The organism is Virgibacillus sp. SK37, from assembly GCF_000725285.1.
Classification (GTDB): domain Bacteria; phylum Bacillota; class Bacilli; order Bacillales; family Amphibacillaceae; genus Virgibacillus_Q.
In genome coordinates this window covers 3,357,671-3,379,284 of the sequence record NZ_CP007161.1, presented here as the reverse complement: position 1 = coordinate 3,379,284, position 21,614 = coordinate 3,357,671, and the positions used below count along the sequence as shown (strand labels likewise).

Here is a 21,614-nt window from a genome sequence, read left to right as displayed (position 1 = left end):
TTTCTAAACCGGCATATTTATACCTCGATTTGAAAGCGATTTCTTTTTAGATCCTAATATATATGTTGGGGTTACTCAATGATTCGGAAAATAGATAAACTCTGAACTAGAGAAAACCAGTTTAGCTATTCATGTGAAATAGCTAAATAACACCGCTGCGGAAAAATACTGCGCTTTCCGGGGGCGGCTGATGAGCCTCGGGCCAACAGGATGTTGGTCATGAAGGCGTTGCGACACGACGTCGCGACTTTAGCCTTCCAACCCCTATAACGCATTCCGGGGTCTCACCGATGCCTCATCTCCCCCAGGAGTCTACGTATTTTTCCGCCGCTATTGTCTATTTTTTTTACGTCAATTTAAAATTTATTTTTAAAATAAATGAGCAATACAAATTGATTGGAGTGGAATGCGGCGACTCCTACCGGAATAGCATGAGCTGAAGACCCTGGACGGAGCGTAGCGGAGGAAGCGGCTGAAGCCATGCCGGTGGAAAGCGTCCGCATGCAACGGAAATCAATGAGGCACTCTTCCTCAATTATTTCAGGGTTAGTTCGGAGTTCTCTCCAATTATGAATGAACAAAATACGTTTGTACCTTAATATTTGCAGTACAATCCTTTTTAATAGTCAGGAGAAAATACAGGGTTAACCAGGGTTATTACTACAATGGTTTGGTTTAAAGTAATTAGAAGTCAGTATAGAAACAAAAAAAGAAGTTGACTGAATGATCATTCATATTTTATAGTATAGATAGATGTCCTATAAAAACGTTTTATTTATCTGAAAAATGCAATCGTTACCATTGTTAGTTATACTGTTAAGATAGAAGGGCAGCTAAATTTTTAAGGGGGAGCGAGTAATGAATACTTTTTTGCTGATCAACACGCTGGCATTTGTGGCAATAACCTTATACGGTTTTTATTTATTCGGAAGAGTTGTTGCAACACGAGTGGCATACATCAGGCTGGGAAAAAAATCAGAATTTGACCGGGATTTTAAAGAAAGATTCCGCCGTGTGGGAAAAATTGTTTTCGGACAATCAAAGCTTTTAAAGGATAAAAAATCAGGAGCAATTCATGTCATGATGTTCTATGGATTTATCCTTGTGCAATTTGGGGCAATTGATATGTTTGTCAAAGGGCTGTCACCAGGAAACCATTTACCTTTTGGGATTTTTTATCCAGGATTTGTTTTCTTTCAGGAACTAGTTACATTGATGATCCTCGTGGCAGTAGCCTGGGCGTTCTACAGACGTTATATGGAAAAGCTGGTGCGTTTGAAACGTGGCTTTAAAGCAGGACTTGTCCTCCTTTTCATTGGCACCCTGATGATTTCTGTGCTTGTTGGAAATGGAATGGCACAAATTTGGCATGGTCATGAAGCCACTTGGTTGGAGCCTGTAGCTAGTTTAATAGCTTTAGGATTTGGTTGGATGTCTCCAGCAGCAGCGATGGTTGTATTTTATATTGCATGGTGGGTACACACGATTACAATTCTAACGTTCCTCGTTTATGTGCCACAATCGAAGCACGCACATTTAATTGCTGCACCAATTAATGTATTTTTAAGTAAGCGGGTACCAGGTAAATTAAAGACGATCGACTTTGATATAGATGAAGAAAACGTGGAGAATGAAGAGGAAATATCCTTTGGAGTAGGAAAAGTAGAAGATTTTGATCAGTTTCAGATGATCGATTTTTATGCTTGTGTGGAATGTGGTCGTTGTACTGATGTTTGTCCAGCTTCTGGGACAGGGAAAATGTTATCCCCGATGGACATTATGGTAAAGGTTCGCGACCATTTAACAGAAAAAGGTGCCGCGGTTACAGGAAAGTCCCCATGGGTACCAACATATGCGTTTGCTGGTACACAAGGGAATCAGGCAAGCGGGCAAAATGAAGCGGCTGCTACGGTACAGAGCAGAAGTTTAATTGGTGATGTAATTACAGAGGAAGAGCTTTCCGGTTGTACAACATGCCGTAATTGTGAAGAAGCTTGTCCGGTAATGAATGAACATGTAGGAACAATTATAGACATGCGTCGTTATCTTGTAATGACAGAAGGAAAAATGGATCAGGATGTTCAACGAGCAGTAATGAACATTGAACGTCAGGGTAACCCTTGGGGATTATCTAAAAAGGATCGAATTAAATGGCGTGAATTGGATGAAGCTGCCTATATTCCAACAGTAAAAGAACTTAAAAAAGAAGATAAGGAATTTGAATATCTTTTCTGGGTAAGTTCTATGGGTGCATATGACAGTCGCAGTCAAAAGATTGCTGTTGCTTTTGCTAAACTAATGAACCAAGCTGGTATCAGCTTTGCTATTCTTGGAAATAAAGAAGCTAACTCTGGAGATACTGCGCGCCGTATTGGTAATGAGTTTTTATTCCAGGAAATCGCCGAGAAAAACATAAAGGAATTTGAAAAAAATGGTGTAACTAAAATTGTAACTATTGATCCGCATGCGTACAATATTTTCAAAAACGAGTATCCGGACTTTGGTTTTGAAGCAGAGGTTTATCACCATACTCAAATGCTTTATGACCTAGTGATGAATGGGAAGCTTAAACCCCAGCGTGAAATTAATCAGCGTTTGACCTATCACGACTCTTGCTATCTAGGAAGATATAACGGTGTTTACGATCCACCAAGGGAAATTTTGCAATCCATACCTGGCCTGGAATTAGTGGAAATGGCACGAAGTAAGGAAAATGGCATGTGCTGTGGTGCAGGTGGTGGGCTTATGTGGACAGAAGAAACTACTGGAAACCGCATAAACGTAGCCCGTACCGAACAAGCGCTAGCTGTAAAACCGACTATGATTTCCAGCGCATGTCCATATTGTTTAACAATGTTAAGTGATGGAACGAAAGCAAAAGAGGTAGAAGAGGATATAAGTACGATGGATGTAGCTGAAATCCTTGCTTTATCAGTATTCGTTGAAGAAGAAACAAAATCTGCTTAAAATGAATCTACCAAACTGCTATATTTAAATTCTGTATAATTTTTAGAAAAAAACAAATGAGTATGTTAGACTAATAGAGGGGTATCCATATGCCCCTCTAATTTTTGAGGCATGATTGAGCGAGCGTTCAATCATTATAATTTCATTAAAAAGAAAGCGTTAACAAAAATATAAAATAAGGGGTGCTGGTAAGTATGAGAAAAACGGTTATTGTTTCAGGTGCGAGAACACCTTTTGGCAAATTTGGCGGTTCTTTAAAATCATTCACAGCTTCACAGCTTGGTGGAAAAGCAATAGAAGAAGCGTTGAAACGAGCTCAAATGGATGGCGAACAGATAGATGAAGTAATTATGGGAACTGTATTACAGGGAGGACAGGGACAGATCCCTTCCAGACAGGCAGCAAGAGAAGCAGGTATTCCATGGCATGTAAAAACGGAAACGATAAATAAAGTATGTGCTTCCGGACTTCGAAGTGTAACATTGGCTGATCAGTTAATCCGTCTGGGCGATGAAGAAGTAATTGTTGCTGGAGGAATGGAAAGTATGAGTAACGCTCCTTACTTCCTGCCAGATGCTCGTTGGGGAAATCGTATGGGTGATAAAACCGTTAAAGATATGATGATCCATGATGGATTGACATGTTCTTTTAAAGGCGTCCATATGGGCAACTATGGAAACTCTACCGCAGAAGAATATGAGTTAACTAGAGAGGCACAGGATGAATGGTCATACAGGAGTCATCAACGTGCTGGAGAAGCGATTGAAACTGGTAAATTTGCGGAAGAAATTGTTCCACTTGAAGTCCCTCAGCGCAAAGGGGATCCAATTGTAGTAGATACAGACGAAGCACCAAGAAAAGATACAAGTGTGGAGAAACTGGCTAAATTAAAGCCTGCTTTTGATCCAAATGGAACTATAACTGCGGGTAATGCGCCTGGCGTGAATGATGGTGCTTGTGCTTTTGTGGTGATGTCAGATGAGAAAGCAAGAGAGCTAGGGAAAGAACCTATGGCAACAGTGTTGGGACATGCTGAAGTAGCTGTTGAAGCAAAGGATTTCCCGCAAACACCTGGGCTCGTCATTAATAAGCTTTTAGAAAAAACTGGACATAAAAAAGAGGACATTGACTTATTTGAAATCAATGAAGCATTTGCAGCTGTTTCCTTAGCAAGTGGAAAAATCGCAGGTATTGACCAAGAAAAGGTAAATGTGAATGGTGGAGCTGTTGCATTGGGACATCCAATTGGAGCTAGTGGAGCCAGGATTATTTTGACATTAATTCATGAATTAAAGCGACGCGGTGGCGGACTTGGTATTGCTGCTATTTGCAGTGGTGGAGGGCAAGGAGATGCCGTGTTAATTGAGGTATCGAAACAGTAATTGTGCCCATAAGAAGGGAAAAGCTGATTCGGTAAAAGAGTCAGCTCCTTTCGTTTCCAACGTATTTTTAAAAAATGGAGGTAGATACATATGGCAATACAAAAAGTAATGGTAATTGGCGCAGGTCAAATGGGGGCAGGGATTGCCCAAGTATGTGCACAAGCAGGATTTGACGTTTTGCTTCATGATATGAACACGGAAGCTTTGGAAAAGGGACTAAAGAACATTGAAAAACTATTAACCCGTGCGGTAGACAAGGAGCGAATTACCGACAAGGATAAAACGGAGACGTTAAATAGGTTAAAGCCGTCTCATCATCTAAAAGATGCAGAATCCTGTGATCTTGTTATTGAAGCGGTTGTGGAAAATATGGATGTGAAAGCAAAAGTTTTTGGTGATTTGGATGTATTTGCACCGAAACATGCTATTTTGGCGACAAATACTTCTTCCCTGCCTATTACAGAGATTGCTGCGGTTACGAATCGACCGGATCAGGTAATCGGTATGCATTTCATGAATCCAGTACCGGTAATGAAATTAGTAGAGATTATTCGCGGATTACAAACAAGTGATGGAACATATCGGGCAATTGAGGAGATGACAGCTAAACTAAATAAGACCTCTGTAGAAGTAGCTGATCTTCCGGGCTTTGCCGCCAACCGGATTTTAATGCCGATGATTAACGAAGCAGTCTTTGCTGTACATGAAGGAGTAGCTTCCGTTGAAGATGTGGATAAAGTAATGAAGCTTGGGATGAATCATCCGATGGGACCGCTGACTCTGGCTGACTTTATTGGACTGGATACGTGCTTGTATATTATGGAAGTACTCTATGAAGGTTTCAATGATAGTAAATATCGACCATGCCCGCTACTTCGCCAATATGTAAAAGCAGGTTGGCTTGGCAAGAAATCAGGCAGAGGCTTTTATCAGTATAACTAAAACATCATGAAACGGCAGAGGGGTGGAATATAGATGGATATGAACTTTACAGAAGAACAGCAAATGATGCAGAAAATGGTAAGGGATTTTGCTCAGAAGGAAATCACAGGTGAAATAGAACGGATGGAGACAGAGGATCGCTTCCCAAAGGAAATTATTCAGAAGATGGGTGAATTAGGGCTGATGGGAATACCAATACCTGAAGAATATGGTGGTAGTGGGATGGACTTTGTTTCGTATATTAGCGCGATCCATGAGCTATCTAAAGTAAGTGCGACAGTTGGTGTTATTTTATCTGTACACACTTCCGTAGGCAGTAACCCAATTCTTTATTTTGGTAATGAAAATCAAAAGAAACATTACTTACCAAAGCTGACAAGTGGAGAGTATTTAGGAGCTTTTGCACTCACAGAACCAAGCGCGGGCTCAGATGCCGGCAATTTAAAAACAAAAGCAAAAAAAGACGGTGACACGTATATATTGAATGGCTCCAAGGTATTTATCACGAACGGTGGCGAGGCAGATACCTATATTACTTTTGCCCGAACTGGAGAAGGATCGAAAGGAATTAGTGCGTTTATTATTGAAAAGAACACTCCGGGCCTTATTATTGGCAAGAAGGAAAAGAAAATGGGGCTACATGGGTCTAATACGGTAGCATTAACCTTTGACAACTGTGTGATATCAAAGGAACAATTACTTGGGGAAGAAGGAGACGGCTTCAAGATTGCAATGGCCAATTTAAATGTTGGAAGGATTGGGATTGCCGCCCAAGCTCTTGGAATTGGTGAAGCTGCTCTTGAGCATGCAGTTGGTTATGCAAAAGAGCGGGAGCAATTTGGTAAGCCGATTGCTGCTAATCAAGGAATCTCATTCAAATTGGCAGACATGGCTACAAGCGTAGAGGCTGCTAAACTATTAGTCTATCAGGCTGCAGCACTTGTCCAACGAGGAATCCCTTGCGGAAAAGAAGCTTCAATGGCCAAAATGTATGCATCGAAAACAGCAGTTCAAACAGCGATTGAGGCAGTGCAAGTATATGGAGGTTACGGTTATACGGAGGACTATCCAGCAGAGCGCTTTTTCCGTGATGCCAAAATAACTGAAATATATGAAGGTGCCAACGAAATTCAACATATTGTGATTGCAAAAAATCTACTAAAGAACTAAGGGGGAACAACCATGGATTTTCAATTGACAGATGAGCAGGAAATGCTACGTAAAATGGTAAGGGATTTTGCTACAAAGGAAGTAGAACCGACAGCAGCGGAGCGTGATGAAGAGGAACGCTTTGATCGTGAGATTTTTGATAAAATGGGCGAGCTTGGATTAACTGGAATTCCTTGGCCTGAGGAGTATGGCGGAATTGGAGCAGATTATGTAAGCTACGTTATTGCAGTTGAAGAGCTGTCTCGTGTATGTGCTTCTACAGGAGTAACATTATCTGCACATTTATCACTCGCAAGCTGGCCAATTTTTAAATATGGTAATGAAGAACAAAAGAAAACCTTTTTGTATCGTTTAGCAACAGGAGAAGCTTTGGGTGCATATGCGCTATCTGAACCAGGTGCGGGCAGTGATGTTGTTTCCATGAAGACAACTGCAAAGGGAGACGGCGACCATTATATTTTAAATGGCAGCAAGGTTTGGATTACGAACGGTGGCGTTGCTGATATTTATATCGTTTTCGCTAAAACAGATGCGGATGCAAAGCATAAAGGCATCAGTGCTTTTATTGTTGAAAAGGGTACGGAAGGATTCACATTCGGTAAAAAAGAAAAGAAATTAGGTATTCGTTCATCTCCAACAACGGAACTTATTTTTGAAAACTGTCGCATACCTAAGGAAAACATGCTAGGGGCAGAAGGCGAAGGGTTTAAAATTGCTATGACCACATTGGATGGGGGACGTAACGGGATTGCAGCACAAGCACTCGGTATTGCACAAGGAGCACTGGATGCAGCAGTGGATTATGCAAAAGAGCGGGAGCAATTTGGTAAGCCAATTGCAACAAACCAAGGGATCTCCTTTAAATTAGCAGATATGGCTACAGATGTAGAAGCATCCCGACTATTAACCTACCAGGCTGCTTGGCTTGAATCACAGGGTCTTCCATATGGAAAGGCATCCGCGATGTCTAAGCTGTTTGCAGGAGATGCAGCAATGCGTACTACGGTGGAAGCAGTTCAAGTATTCGGTGGCTATGGATATACAAAGGATTACCCGGTAGAGCGCTACATGCGTGATGCGAAAATCACACAGATCTATGAAGGTACAAATGAAATCCAACGTCTTGTTATTGGACGTATGCTGACGAAATAAGAGATATAAGCAAGAGTAATATACGATAATAAATAGATTAACAGAAGAATTGAATGGATTAGAAAGGATGACCACCAATGCACGAAATAGTTGAACGGATTAAAAATAAAGATGTACGGGCATTGGCGAGAGCGATAACAATGGTGGAAAATGACCATCCAGAGAAGCTCGAACTGTTGAGTGATATTTTTTCACTTAAAAAGCATGCACTTTATGTTGGATTAACCGGATCACCTGGTGCTGGAAAAAGTTCTCTTGTGAATCGTCTGATTTCACATATACGGCAAGAAGGGAAAACCGTCGCTGTTATTGCAGTGGATCCAACTAGTCCGTTCAGTGGTGGAGCATTGCTTGGAGATCGTGTTCGAATGAATGAGCATTTTACAGATGATGGTGTTTTTATTCGCAGTATGGCTACAAGGGGCAGTTTAGGTGGCTTGGCAAGAGCAACAAAAGATGCGGTGCGTATCTGTGATGCCTATGGTTATGATGTCGTTATTGTCGAAACAGTTGGTGTCGGACAATCTGAGTTAGATATTATGAAAATTGTTGATACAACGGCTGTTGTGATGACACCAAATAGCGGGGATGTATTACAAATCTTTAAAGCAGGTATTATGGAGATCGCTGATTTGTTCGTCATTAACAAAGCAGATTTACATGGTGTTGGTAAATTGAAGGCATTATTAAAAGAATTGGTTATGATGACGGCAACAGAAAAGCATATGACCTCCATTGTAAAAACAATTACTACAGAGAACAAAGGGATAGATAAACTATGGGCAAAGATTAAAGAACATCATGATTATTTATATCGTACAGAGGAAGGGCGTAAGCAGCGCATTCAGCAGCAGGAACTGGAAATCTATGAATTGATTCGCGAAGAGATCTGGCGGGACGTGAAAAATTATATGGAGTCAAACAATGAACTAGCAACAATTGAGGCAGACAGTGATCCATATAAATTAGCAAGCAGATGGTATGAGCAGTGGAAAAAAGAGGGGGAGAGAAAATGAGCGATGAACAGGTCCTTTCCTCTGTAAAAGATAGAGAGTTAGTGGAGAAACGACGTAATCAGATGATTAAAGGGGCGATGAAGCTCTTTAAGGAAAAGGGATTTCATCGGACCACAACAAGAGAAATAGCAAAAGAATCCGGCTTCAGTATTGGTACACTTTATGAATATATTCGTACAAAAGAAGATGTGCTTTTCCTTGTATGTGATTCTATTTATGAACAGGTGCGCGAACGGTTAAGTTTATCCATTGATTTGGAATCGGCATCTGTAGATAATTTGATAGCTGTAATGAAGGCTTATTTTTACTTAATGGATGAGATGCAGGAAGAAATTTTAATTATGTATCAGGAAGCCAAGTCATTGAAAAAAGATACGAAGGAATATGTACTGCAGAAGGAACGAGATATGGTAAGGATGTTGGAGGAAGTGATTCTTACCTGCCTTCCAGAAAAAATCTCGCATCAGGATGTTGCATTACTTGCTAATAATATTTTTGTTCAAGGACAAATGTGGGGCTTTAGAAGGTGGATGCTTCAGCGCCAGTTTACTTTTGAGCAATATATGGAAAGACAAATTCATTTTAACCTGCAAATGCTCGGTATAGTAACATCCGAGTAATGAAAGCGATTTACTATTGAAGGAGGGGTAACAAATGGAACAACCAGAAATTTACAAACCGACAAATCCAGTACGGTTTGTCACTGCATCCAGCCTGTTTGACGGGCATGATGCATCAATTAATATAATGAGACGAATTTTACAGGCAAGCGGCGCAGAAGTGATCCACTTGGGTCATAACCGATCTGTGGAAGAGGTCGTTCATGCAGCCATTCAGGAGGACGCGCAGGGTATTGCTATCTCTTCCTACCAGGGTGGCCATGTAGAATATTTTAAATATATGATCGATCTATTGAAAGAGCTTGGGGCAGAACATATTAAAGTCTATGGCGGGGGCGGCGGAGTGATTATTCCTCGCGAAATAAAGGAATTACATGAGTATGGAGTGTCACGAATTTTCTCACCAGAAAATGGTAGAGAGCTAGGTTTACAAGGGATGATTAACCTCATGCTGGAGGAATGTGACTATGTGCCTCCAATTGATATAAAAAAAGACCAGGAACAATTATTTAATGGAGAACGTCAAGCGATTGCCAGATTTATTACGTATATGGAAAACGCTGAAGTCGACGAGAAAGAAAAACAACAGGTCATTGACCAGCTGCAGAACCAAGCGAAAGACAATGTACCTGTACTGGGAATAACCGGAACGGGAGGAGCAGGGAAAAGCTCGCTTACAGATGAGCTGATCCGCAGGTTTATTAATGAGATACCAGATAAAAAGATTGCTGTGATTTCCATTGACCCCACCAAAAAGAAAACAGGCGGGGCATTACTTGGTGACCGCATCCGTATGAACGCGATATTCACAGATCGGGTTTATATGCGTTCATTGGCAACTCGTGATTCCCGCAGTGAGCTTTCTAAAGCAATTCAGGATGTCATCGATGTTCTAAGAGCTTCCGGGTTTGATTTTATTATTGTAGAAACAAGTGGGATTGGTCAGGGAAATGCTGCCATCACTGATGTTACGGATTTATCGATGTATGTCATGACAGCGGAATTTGGGGCCCCTTCCCAGCTTGAGAAAATAGATATGATCGATTTTGCTGATTTTATTGTTATTAACAAATACGAACAAAAAGGCTCTGAGGATGCATTAAACCAAGTACGTAAGCAATATGAAAGAAGTCATATGCTATTCCATCAGGATAAAGAAAAATTCCCGGTTTTTGGTACCATTGCAAGCCAATTTAATGATGCAGGTACAAATGCTTTATTTGCTTCACTTATTGATACACTTAATGAGCGATATGCGTGGACAGAAGAAATAAATTTTGAAAGAAATATTATTGCAGAAAAACAAAATATGATTATTACAAATGAGCGCAGACATTATTTACGAGAAATTGCGACACACGTACGAGGCTACCATAAACATGCAGAGAATCAGAGTGAGATTGCAAGAAAGGTCTATCAGTTGGAAGGTGCAAAGGAAGTTTTAGAAGCTGATGAGGTCCAAACAGTCATTGACCAATCTCTGGAGAAATATAATGAACAACTGGATGCCCGTTCAAGAAAATTACTTGACTCGTGGGACGAAACGAAGGAAAGCTATGGCAAGGATAAAATGACGTTTAAAGTCCGTGACAAGGAAATTGAAATGGACCTGACAACCGAATCACTATCCGGGTTAAAGATTCCAAAGGTAGCCTTTCCTAAGTACCAGGATTGGGGAGAACGTCTGACATGGTTACTTAAGGAAAATGTGCCTGGAGCATTTCCATTTACTGCAGGAGTTTTCCCTTTTAAACGAAAGGGAGAAGATCCAACACGTCAATTTGCAGGAGAAGGAACGCCGGAAAGAACAAATCGTCGCTTTCATTACCTGTCTAAAAACGAAGAAGCAAAACGATTATCTACAGCTTTTGACTCTGTTACTTTATATGGTGAGGATCCTGCACATCGACCTGATATATATGGAAAGGTTGGAGAAAGCGGAGTAAATATTTGTACACTCGAAGATATGAAAAAATTATATGCAGGTTTTGATTTAACGAATCCAATGACTTCTGTATCGATGACAATAAATGGACCTGCACCAATTATTCTTGCTATGTATTTTAATACTGCGATTGATCAGCAGGTAAATAAATTTAAAGAAGAAAATAACCGGGAGCCAAACCAGGAAGAATATGAAAAATTGAGGGATGAAACGATTGCTGTAGTAAGAGGGACCGTTCAAGCTGATATATTAAAAGAGGATCAGGGACAAAACACCTGTATTTTCTCCACGGAATTCGCACTGCGTATGATGGGTGACATTCAGCAATACTTTATTGATAAGAAAGTTCGAAACTATTATTCTGTTTCCATTTCCGGATATCATATTGCTGAGGCAGGGGCAAATCCAATTACACAGCTAGCCTTTACGTTGGCAAATGGCTTCACTTATGTGGAGTACTATTTAAGTAGAGGAATGGATGTAAACAAGTTTGCACCGAATCTGTCCTTCTTTTTCTCAAATGGTCTTGATCCTGAATATAGCGTAATCGGTCGTGTAGCCCGTCGGATTTGGGCAATTACCATGCGCGATAAGTACGGGGCAAATGAACGAAGCCAGAAGCTAAAATACCATGTACAGACTTCCGGACGTTCCCTTCATGCACAAGAAATTGACTTTAACGACATAAGGACAACACTTCAAGCACTTCTGGCGATTCAGGATAATACAAATTCTCTTCATACAAATGCGTATGATGAGGCGATTACTACGCCAACAGAAGAATCTGTTCGCCGTGCCATGGCAATTCAGATGATTATAAACAAGGAATTCGGCTTGACCAAAAATGAAAACTCCCTTCAAGGTTCATTTATTATAGAAGAGCTAACAGACTTAGTAGAAGAAGCGGTTCTACAGGAATTCGAAAAAATGAATGATCGGGGCGGAGTGCTCGGTGCAATGGAACGACAATATCAGCGTGGAAAGATTCAGGAAGAATCCTTGTATTATGAAGGTAAAAAGCATTCCGGCGAACTACCAATCGTCGGTGTAAATACGTATTTAAATCCGAACCCACCTTCTGAAGACCAAATTGACTCCATGGAGCTTGCACGTGCATCCAAGGAAGAAAAAGAGCATCAAATCAGTGAATTGCAACGATTCCAAGAAGTGAATAAAGACGCGGTTGAAGAAGCACTTGAGAGACTAAAGCAAACAGCTGCATCTGGTGGTAATATATTTGCAGAACTCATGGAAACCGTAAAAGTAGCCAGCCTCGGCCAAATAACCAACGCCCTCTACCAAGTAGGCGGCCAATATAGAAGGAATATGTAAAAATCAAAAGCGGAAATCCCCGCTTATCACCGTATGGACTGGACGGGATTGACTGAGATAAAGGAAACACAATACGCGCCAGCGGATTGATGTTGACTTATCGTAGGGAAATACCGGAAGGACACTAGGTGATGGGGATTGGAGCTGGACGTGGCATATATGGTTGAATGTTAAATTTAAAGCTATAAAAATAACATGGTATGTAGAGAGAAAGGCTTTGGTGACTTGTAAGCGACGTACGGAGTGGACTGACCTATTTGAGATAAAGGATAGCCGGATTGCGTTGAAGTTCTTGAAAATTCAACCCAATCCGGCTATCTGATAAAGTTCTTTAGAGGCATTCTATTATTTATCCTTATTTTTATCATTCTGTTTTGGGCGTGAATCACTTTCACGTTGAGGATCAATATCCTGTTCGGGATCCTTTTTCTTTAATTCTTGTTCTAGCGAGTCTTGATTACGCTTGCTATCATTGCTTTCTCTCATGCTTAGAAACTCCTTTCATTATATAGAAATGAATGGTATTTATGTTCAATTTCCTTCTTTTACTCTTATTAAACATGGAAGTGTGGTAAAACAAAAAGACCATCTTTGGTTTTATAATTACTACTCGTATTTTCTTGTTTAATTCAGACTAGGAAAGGAAATAAGATTTATAAATCATCTTTAAGGAGGTTCTATTATGTCTAACTTAAGTGTGCAAACGTTAAAGCAAGGGCAAAATTATACAGCAAGAGAGTTAGATAATTTTGTTAGTACGAAAGATGTTGTAGTACTATCCAATAATGAAAATCAGCTTTTTACAGATCCAGAAAGAGAATATAAAGTAGTCCATGAGTTTGAAGGTTTCTTTGAACACTCCATGGAAGATGCAGAAAAACACTTTCGAAATAAGAAAGCATATGTCGTGGAAAAAGTGTAGAAACATTCCTTTTATTATATAGATACAATGCCATTTCATGTTAAGCAAAAAAGTTGCGCTCCATAACAGGAGTAGCAACTTTTTTCTATGGATGTGAAGATCCCCCATGAATCGCAAACCGGATAAATGCCAAGAAAATTTTGCGGTGAATAGTGCTGTTCTCCTGCTGAATAAATTATTCTGCGGCGGATACATCTGTTCTCCTGCTGATTACCCTCCGCAATGGCAGTAGGTTCTCTCTGCTATGCAATTTCCTATCACCTATAAATGTACGAGATTCCGTTTGTGCCCTCACATTTGCAATAGGATCACTTTTTCAAAATAGAAAAGTGTACATTTTTTTGCTTAAACTATGGCATAAACGCAGTAGATTTGTTTATAATGAATGGTATGGTTTATCACAAACGGAAAATTATAGTATAATTCTTCTAGAATGATTTAAAAAATCAAAAATGAGGCTAGATGCCCTCAATATATAAGTAAAGGGAGTGCGTTGCCGTGAGCTTATCGAAATACAGCCACGAAGATCTTAAAACAATGTCCATGATTGAATTAGCAAATTTGATCTTGTTGGATGAAAAAAAGGCGCTTGATTTTAGAGATGTATTTGAAAAAATTGCAGAAATAAAAGAATTTACCGAGCAGGATAAACAGGATAGTATTGCCCAATTTTATACGGATTTAAATGTAGATGGCCGTTTTATTACCATCGGTTCTAATCTATGGGGATTAAAACGTTGGTACCCTGTTGAGCAAGCTGATGAAGAAGTCACTGCTGCACCTAAAAAGAAAAAGAAGGCTAAGAAAAAGAAAAAAGCTGATGAAGATGCCGATATCACAGAAAAAGAACTGGATATTGTTGACGAGGACATTGAAGAACTGGCAGATGACTTCGGCGATGACGAAGATGATGAATTTGATGAAGACTTAGAAGAAGAGTTTGATGAGGAACTCGATGATTTTGAAGAAGAAGAAGAAGATGAAGACCTCGATGAGGAAGAACAAAAGAAATAGCTGGAAATAATTCTGTGAAAAAGTTAGCTTGACTTTTCTCTATGCTAAAAGTACAATTCTTATTGGGCTCTTTAAATTTACTTATCAAGGCGTTTCCCCATTCTATATATGGGGAGGCGCTTTTATTATTTTCTGCCAATTTTGGTGCAGACTATGAGATATAGCAACCTGTATGAATGTAAAGAACGAAGAATATGTGAAGAAAGAGGGAAAATAATGACCAAGTATATTTTTGTGACAGGTGGCGTTGTGTCGTCTTTAGGAAAAGGAATTACGGCAGCTTCATTAGGACGTCTGTTGAAAAACCGAGGGTTGAAGGTAACTATTCAAAAGTTCGATCCATATATTAATGTGGATCCAGGGACGATGAGCCCGTATCAGCATGGCGAAGTTTTCGTAACAGAGGATGGAGCGGAAACAGACCTTGATTTAGGACATTATGAGCGTTTTATTGATATTAATTTAAATAAATACAGTAATATTACTACTGGAAAAGTATACTCCAGTGTAATTAAAAAAGAACGTCGTGGCGATTACTTAGGTGGTACTGTACAAGTAATTCCACATATTACAAATGAAATTAAAGATCAGGTATTCCGCGCAGGAGATGCCACAAATGCAGATGTTGTTATTACGGAAATTGGCGGAACGGTTGGAGATATTGAATCTTTGCCTTTTCTTGAAGCAATTCGTCAAATAAAAAATGATGTCGGCAGAAACAGCGTCATGTACCTACATTGTACATTGGTTCCATTTATTCAAGCTGCTGGTGAAATGAAAACAAAACCGACACAGCATAGTGTGAAAGAATTGCGTTCATTGGGGATCCAGCCGGATGTAATTGTATTACGTACAGAGCATGAAATTAGTAATGAAATGAAAGAAAAAATTGCTTTATTCTGTGACATTAATAAAAACTCAGTTATTGAAATGAAGGATGCGGACACACTTTATCAGGTACCAATTTCTCTTCAGGAGCAGCATCTTGATCAAATAACTTGCGATCATTTTGGTTTGGAATGTCAGGAAGCTGAAATGGATGAGTGGAAAGAGCTTGTTAATAAAGTTCGCCATCTATCTAAAAAAGTTGAAATAGGACTTGTTGGTAAATATGTTGAATTGCCGGATGCTTATATTTCTGTGGTAGAATCTTTAAAACATGCTGGATTTGAGTATGATGCAGATATAAAAGTACATTGGATTAATTCCGAAAAACTGGATAAAGAGACAATTAAAGAAGAACTGTCTCATGTTGATGGAATAATTGTTCCCGGCGGTTTCGGTGACCGTGGTATAGAAGGGAAAATAGAAGCAATTCGCTATGCGAGAGAAAAAAATGTACCTTTCTTCGGTATTTGTCTTGGTATGCAGCTTGCTACAGTTGAGTTTGCTCGTAATGTTGTGGGATTAAATGGTGCTCATTCTGCTGAAATTGACCCAGGAACTCCATATCCGATTATTGATTTGTTACCGGAACAGAAAGATGTTTCTGATTTGGGTGGAACATTAAGGCTTGGTAGCTATCCATGTATGCTCCAGGATGGTACAAAAGTAAAAGAAGCATACAATGGTGCAGATACGATTGAAGAACGTCATCGTCACCGTTATGAGTTCAATAACATGTATCGCGACCAAATGGCTGAACACGGCTTCGTATTTTCAGGCACCAGCCCGGATGGCCGTCTTGTGGAAACAATTGAATTAAAGGATCATCCATGGTTTGTTGCGTGTCAGTTCCATCCTGAATTTACGTCTCGCCCTACAAGAGCACAGGCTTTATTCAAAGGCTTCATTGGTGCTTCTGTTAATAATAAATAAATTTAGATGTAAGTAACGGTATGACTCACATTTGGCAATTGCTAAATGTGAGTTTTTAATTAATTTGAATTTAAAGGAATTTAGGTTTTGATAGCGAAATTAATACAGTAGGGGAAATATGTTGGGGGAATCTTTTGGAAGGAAGGGGAATGAGTATGGCAGGAAGAATCCTGATAGTGGACGATCAGCCTGGGATTCGCATGTTATTAACGGATGTGCTCGCCGATCAAGGGTATGAAGTAATTACAGCCCAAACGGGGACAGAAGCGTTAGAGAAAATAAGGATGGAGAACTTCCACCTCATAATACTTGATTATCAACTACCATTATTAAGTGGGAAAGAGATCTTACATAAACTGGAAGAAGAGCAATTTGAAATCCCGGCAATATTAATGAGTGGATTGGTGGAGAATATTAAAAGAAAAGAAATCAACTACCAATATTTAAAAGAGGTACTGGGAAAACCATTCAGTATTCATAAAGTCATTGAATTGGTTGCACAAATCGTGTCAGATTAGTTTTTTTAGTAATGTTGCGCGAACAAGCTGTTGTTGGTATTCTATTACTGTAAAAGATGATATAATTTTCACAGACTGTAACTTCATCAGAGGAGGAAATATACAAGATGCCATTAGTATCAATGAAAGAAATGCTTGAAAAAGGAAGAAAGCAAGGTTATGCGGTAGGGCAGTTTAATTTAAATAATTTAGAATATGCACAAGCGATTCTCCAAGCAGCAGAAGAAGAGAAGTCTCCTGTCATCCTTGGTGTGTCAGAGGGTGCAGCAAGATATATTGGCGGTTTCAACGTTGTTGTCGCTATGGTTAAATCTCTAATGGAAGCTTACGGAACCACTGTACCTGTAGCAATTCATTTAGATCATGGCTCCAGCTTTGAAAAATGTGCAGAAGCGATTCATGCTGGCTTTACATCTGTAATGATTGATGCGTCACATGATCCACTGGAAGAAAATATTGCAACAACATCCAAAGTAGTAGAGCTTGCACATATTCACGGTGTTTCTGTAGAGGCAGAATTGGGCACAGTTGGCGGACAGGAAGATGATGTGATAGCTGATGGCGTCATTTATGCAGATCCCAAGGAGTGTTTGGAATTGGTTGAGAAGACAGGAATCGATTGTCTTGCTCCTGCACTCGGTTCCGTGCATGGCCCGTATAAAGGAGAGCCGAATTTAGGCTTTGCTGAAATGGAGGAAATCTCTAAAACAATCGAATTACCTCTTGTATTGCATGGTGGTACAGGCATTCCTACTAAAGATATTCAACGTGCTATTTCATACGGAACATCTAAAATAAATGTGAATACAGAAAACCAGATTGCGCAAGCTGAGGCAGTCCGTCAAGTATTAAATGATAAACCGGACTTATATGACCCACGTAAATATCTGGGCCCTGGTACAGAAGCTATCAAGGAAACAGTAAAAGGGAAAATGCGTGAATTCGGTTCATCACAACAGGCATAATTATTGGGCGCTTTGAGCTTTAGATGAGCACAAGCGCCTATTCGTATTTTTATCTGTTTTTATTAGTTAATAAATATACTTAAAATAATTAATACAAGAGGAGGTCATTGATTAAAATGAAATTTTTTATTGATACTGCAAATATTGAGGAAATTCGTACTGCAAATGAGCTAGGTGTATTATCAGGAGTTACTACTAATCCGAGTCTGGTATCTAAAGAGGGTGTATCTTTCCATGATCGTCTCGGTGAGATTACGGAAGAGGTCTCCGGATCTGTCAGTGCTGAAGTTATTGCTGAAGACGCAGAGGGAATGATTAAGGAAGGGAAAGAATTGGCGGCAATTGCCCCTAATATCACTGTAAAAGTTCCTATGACATTGGAAGGCTTAAAGGCTGTCAAAGCGTTTAGTGATTTAAATATTAAAACGAATGTTACATTGATTTTCAATGCCAACCAGGCTCTATTAGCAGCTCGTGCTGGAGCAACTTACGTATCTCCGTTCCTCGGTCGCTTGGATGATATTGGCCATGACGGAATGAATCTTATAGCAACAATCGCAGAAATCTTTGACAGACATGCTATAGATACGGAAATAATTGCTGCTTCCATAAGACATCCACTACACGTTATTGATGCTGCTCTTAATGGTGCACATATTGCCACTATCCCATTCAAGGTTTTAGAACAACTGGTGAAACATCCATTAACAGATCAGGGAATAGAAAAGTTTCTTTCGGACTGGAACAACCAAAAATAAACGGATAAAAATGGAAATATTGCACAAGCTACTGGTAAAAGACGGAATAGGTCTAAGAGGCACAAACTACTATACTCTGGCAACATACTATTCACGTATAAGGTAGCTTCCTTGTCCTGTGCGTCAAAAAGTGGGGTTTTAATATGCAAAAAATGTTAATTGAAGGTGGCCATCTTTTAAATGGCCAGGTACGAATTAGTGGTGCGAAAAATAGTGCGGTAGCGTTACTTCCAGCAGCAATTTTAGCTGATTCTGAAGTCACAATTGAAGGACTTCCGGAAATTTCCGATGTATATACACTTGGAGATTTATTGGAGGAAATCGGGGGTACGGTGAATTGGGACGGGCAAACTGTCCATATTGATCCGGAGAAAATGGTAGCAATGCCATTACCGAATGGAAAAGTGAAGAAGCTTCGCGCCTCCTATTATTTTATGGGTGCAATGCTTGGAAAATTCAATAAAGCAGTAATCGGTTTGCCAGGCGGTTGTTTCTTAGGTCCACGTCCTATCGACCAACACATTAAAGGCTTTGAGGCGCTTGGTGCCGAAGTGACGAATGAGCAGGGGGCCATTTACCTAAGAGCTAATGAGCTACGTGGTGCTCGAATTTATTTAGACGTAGTAAGTGTTGGCGCAACAATTAATATTATGCTTGCTGCAGTCCGTGCAAAAGGTAAGACAATTATTGAAAATGCTGCAAAAGAGCCTGAGATTATTGACGTTGCTACTCTATTAACAAATATGGGAGCGAAAATTAAGGGTGTAGGTACGGATGTGATTCGTATTGAAGGCGTACCTTCTTTACATGGCTGCAGACATACGATTATTCCAGACAGAATTGAAGCAGGAACATATGCGATTGCAGCGGCTGCACAAGGAAAAGAAGTAATTATTGACAACGTTATCTCCCAGCATTTAGAATCCTTGCTCGCTAAGTTAAGAGAAATGGGCGTAACTGTTGAGGAAAATGATGAACAGCTACTAATTGCACCGAGAAACCCATTAAAGAGTGTTGATATTAAGACACTGGTCTATCCAGGTTTTCCAACAGATTTGCAGCAGCCCTTTACTTCATTATTAACGAAAGCAGTGAATACCGGTGTGGTTACAGACACGATTTACTCTGCACGGTTAAAGCACATTGACGAATTAAGGCGAATGAATGCAGCCATTAAAGTCGAAGGTGGCTCAGCAATAGTTTCTGGACCTGTTCAGCTTGAGGGTGCTCGTGTAAAAGCAAGTGACCTAAGAGCAGGCGCATCTTTAATTGTAGCTGGCTTAATGGCAAATGGAATCACTGAAATTACTGGTTTAGAACATATTGACAGAGGATATGAAAAAATAACAGAAAAATTAAATAGCCTCGGAGCCAATATATGGCGCGAAGAAATGACCGAAAAAGAAATAACACAATTTCAGAACATGTAAAAACAAAAGCGCAAGCACCCGTTTAGCAACGTACAAACTGCGCCTCGCCAAGCGAGGTGGATCGGTGTTGCCGCGCATCGCGGCGGTCTTAACCGATCTCCTTTTTTACACGAGATAAAGGAAACATGCCCCTGCAAAGGGGTATGCCGACGTTGGCCGCAAAGGCCGTATTTAGTCGGCCTTCCTTCTTATTCGAATCGATGTTGACTTATCGTAGAAAGAAGATTGAGGTTTGGGGCTGCGCTAAATGCTCGCCCCATCAAGAACCTTGCTAGTTGCTGGGTGCTGGCCGGTAAAAACGCCGCGTCCTGCGGCTTTACCGGCACTAGGACGTCCTGTCCGTCGAGGCTAGACGAACAAAAGCGCAAGCACTTGTTTCACCTTTCTCATCACGTTCTATCGGTCTCAATTTCATGCATTTTTAAAAGAAATTATATAGAGAGTTTAATTACACACTCATATTAAAAGGGGGATCTCCACCCCCTTTATATCCTTTTGGGATGGGATATTAACAAGAAAAGGGAGAGGTTAAAATGGAAAGAAGCTTAACAATGGAATTGGTACGCGTAACAGAGGCAGCAGCACTTAAATCAGCACGCTGGATGGGTAGAGGCAAAAAGGAAGAAGCTGATGATGCAGCAACCTCTGCAATGCGAGATGTGTTTGATACCATTCCAATGCAGGGCACTGTGGTTATCGGAGAAGGTGAAATGGACGAAGCACCAATGCTGTATATTGGCGAAAGGCTTGGTACAGGTGAAGGACCTGGCGTTGATGTCGCAGTAGATCCACTGGAAGGCACCAACATTGTTGCACAGGGAACATGGAATGCTTTATCGGTTATCGCAATTGCAGACGAAAAGACCTTACTTCATGCTCCTGATATGTATATGCAGAAGATTGCTGTTGGACCTGAAGCAGTAGGGAAGATAGATATTAATGCTTCTATTCCGGAAAATTTACAAGCAGTAGCAAAAGCAAAAAATAAACGTGTAGAAGACGTTGTAGCAACTCTATTAAATCGTCCGCGCCATCAAAAGCTCATAGATGAAATTCGTGCAGCTGGTGCCAGAATTAAATTAATTCAAGATGGAGATGTGGCTGCAGCAATCAACACAGCTTTTGATGATACGGGTGTAGATATTTTATTCGGAACAGGGGGAGCACCAGAAGGCGTGATCTCTGCTGTAGCTCTTAAATGTCTTGGTGGTGAAATACAAGGAAAATTAATACCCACGAACGATGAGGAGACAGAGCGTTGCAATAGGATGGGCATTAAAGATATAAATAAAGTATTTTATATGAATGATTTTTGCAGTGGTGATGATGCCATTTTTGCTGCCACAGGAGTAACAGATGGGGAATTGCTAAAAGGTGTACAATTTAAAGGCTTCAAGGCTACAACCCAAACTGTAGTTATGCGTGCTAAGAGTGGTACCGTCCGTTTTATTGACGGAGAGCATAGCCTACAGAAAAAACCAGACCTGGTAATAAGGCCATAGACCGTATGAACGGAAACAAAATGGTTAATACTACCTTCAAACCTACTTTTTAAAACTGCAATAGAAAGGGAAGCGAAAGCTGTTTGTTTCCCTTTCTATTAAAATATAAAAAACCTGAAATTTAGTATTGAATAATATGAACCAAAGGAGTAATATGGTAT

17 protein-coding genes are annotated in these 21,614 nt (G+C 40.1%); 16 read left to right on the top strand and 1 reads right to left on the bottom strand.

Features of this window, described 5'->3' with window-relative positions:
* Positions 1-858 precede the first annotated feature (858 nt).
* From X953_RS16660 to icmF, 8 genes are all read left to right on the top strand, one after another.
* Positions 859-2,967: a (Fe-S)-binding protein gene (locus X953_RS16660; protein WP_040956577.1), complete on the top strand. Its 2,109-nt coding sequence runs from the start codon at positions 859-861 to the stop codon at positions 2,965-2,967.
* A 194-nt stretch (positions 2,968-3,161) separates the two neighbouring features.
* Positions 3,162-4,349, top strand: coding sequence for an acetyl-CoA C-acetyltransferase (locus tag X953_RS16655; RefSeq protein ID WP_019378240.1), 1,188 nt, complete (start codon positions 3,162-3,164; stop codon positions 4,347-4,349).
* A gap of 90 nt (positions 4,350-4,439) precedes the next feature.
* On the top strand, positions 4,440-5,291 hold the full coding sequence (locus X953_RS16650; protein ID WP_019378239.1) for a 3-hydroxybutyryl-CoA dehydrogenase: 852 nt from the start codon (positions 4,440-4,442) through the stop codon (positions 5,289-5,291).
* A 33-nt stretch (positions 5,292-5,324) separates the two neighbouring features.
* The gene (locus tag X953_RS16645) at positions 5,325-6,461 is read left to right on the top strand and encodes an acyl-CoA dehydrogenase (protein ID WP_040956576.1); all 1,137 of its coding nucleotides are present in this window, start codon (positions 5,325-5,327) and stop codon (positions 6,459-6,461) included.
* 12 nt (positions 6,462-6,473) lie between these two features.
* Positions 6,474-7,613, top strand: a complete 1,140-nt coding sequence (locus X953_RS16640) for an acyl-CoA dehydrogenase (RefSeq protein ID WP_040956575.1) — start codon at positions 6,474-6,476, stop codon at positions 7,611-7,613.
* Between the two features lie 77 nt (positions 7,614-7,690).
* Complete coding sequence (gene meaB / locus X953_RS16635) at positions 7,691-8,629, top strand: methylmalonyl Co-A mutase-associated GTPase MeaB (protein ID WP_040956574.1); 939 nt, start codon at positions 7,691-7,693, stop codon at positions 8,627-8,629.
* Positions 8,626-9,249, top strand: a complete 624-nt coding sequence (locus tag X953_RS16630; RefSeq protein ID WP_040956573.1) for a TetR/AcrR family transcriptional regulator — start codon at positions 8,626-8,628, stop codon at positions 9,247-9,249. The genes meaB and X953_RS16630 overlap by 4 nt, the downstream gene beginning before the upstream one ends.
* A gap of 34 nt (positions 9,250-9,283) precedes the next feature.
* Positions 9,284-12,526, top strand: a complete 3,243-nt coding sequence (gene icmF, locus X953_RS16625) for a fused isobutyryl-CoA mutase/GTPase IcmF (RefSeq protein ID WP_040956572.1) — start codon at positions 9,284-9,286, stop codon at positions 12,524-12,526.
* A gap of 345 nt (positions 12,527-12,871) precedes the next feature.
* Here the strand turns inward: icmF and X953_RS19890 are convergent, their stop codons facing one another.
* Complete coding sequence (locus X953_RS19890) at positions 12,872-13,012, bottom strand: hypothetical protein (protein ID WP_156958508.1); 141 nt, start codon at positions 13,010-13,012, stop codon at positions 12,872-12,874.
* A 196-nt stretch (positions 13,013-13,208) separates the two neighbouring features.
* On the opposite strand from X953_RS19890, the gene X953_RS16620 reads away from it, so the two are divergent.
* The 8 genes from X953_RS16620 to glpX all read left to right on the top strand — a co-directional run bounded on the left by X953_RS16620 (position 13,209) and on the right by glpX (position 21,453).
* Complete coding sequence (locus tag X953_RS16620; protein WP_019378233.1) at positions 13,209-13,448, top strand: hypothetical protein; 240 nt, start codon at positions 13,209-13,211, stop codon at positions 13,446-13,448.
* A gap of 498 nt (positions 13,449-13,946) precedes the next feature.
* A complete protein-coding gene (rpoE, locus tag X953_RS16615; protein ID WP_040956571.1) occupies positions 13,947-14,462 on the top strand; it encodes a DNA-directed RNA polymerase subunit delta in 516 nt (171 codons plus the stop codon).
* A gap of 216 nt (positions 14,463-14,678) precedes the next feature.
* A complete protein-coding gene (locus X953_RS16610; protein ID WP_040956570.1) occupies positions 14,679-16,280 on the top strand; it encodes a CTP synthase in 1,602 nt (533 codons plus the stop codon).
* Between the two features lie 155 nt (positions 16,281-16,435).
* Positions 16,436-16,798 carry a response regulator gene (locus X953_RS16605; RefSeq protein WP_040957203.1) on the top strand — a complete coding sequence of 121 codons (363 nt, stop codon included), beginning with the start codon at positions 16,436-16,438 and terminating at the stop codon, positions 16,796-16,798.
* Positions 16,799-16,905: 107 nt separating this feature from the next.
* Positions 16,906-17,763, top strand: coding sequence for a class II fructose-bisphosphate aldolase (locus tag X953_RS16600; RefSeq protein ID WP_040956569.1), 858 nt, complete (start codon positions 16,906-16,908; stop codon positions 17,761-17,763).
* Between the two features lie 116 nt (positions 17,764-17,879).
* Positions 17,880-18,521, top strand: a complete 642-nt coding sequence (gene fsa, locus X953_RS16595) for a fructose-6-phosphate aldolase (RefSeq protein WP_040956568.1) — start codon at positions 17,880-17,882, stop codon at positions 18,519-18,521.
* 143 nt (positions 18,522-18,664) lie between these two features.
* The gene (locus tag X953_RS16590; protein ID WP_040956567.1) at positions 18,665-19,951 is read left to right on the top strand and encodes a UDP-N-acetylglucosamine 1-carboxyvinyltransferase; all 1,287 of its coding nucleotides are present in this window, start codon (positions 18,665-18,667) and stop codon (positions 19,949-19,951) included.
* Positions 19,952-20,484: 533 nt separating this feature from the next.
* A complete protein-coding gene (gene glpX / locus X953_RS16585; protein WP_040956566.1) occupies positions 20,485-21,453 on the top strand; it encodes a class II fructose-bisphosphatase in 969 nt (322 codons plus the stop codon).
* Positions 21,454-21,614: the final 161 nt, after the last annotated feature.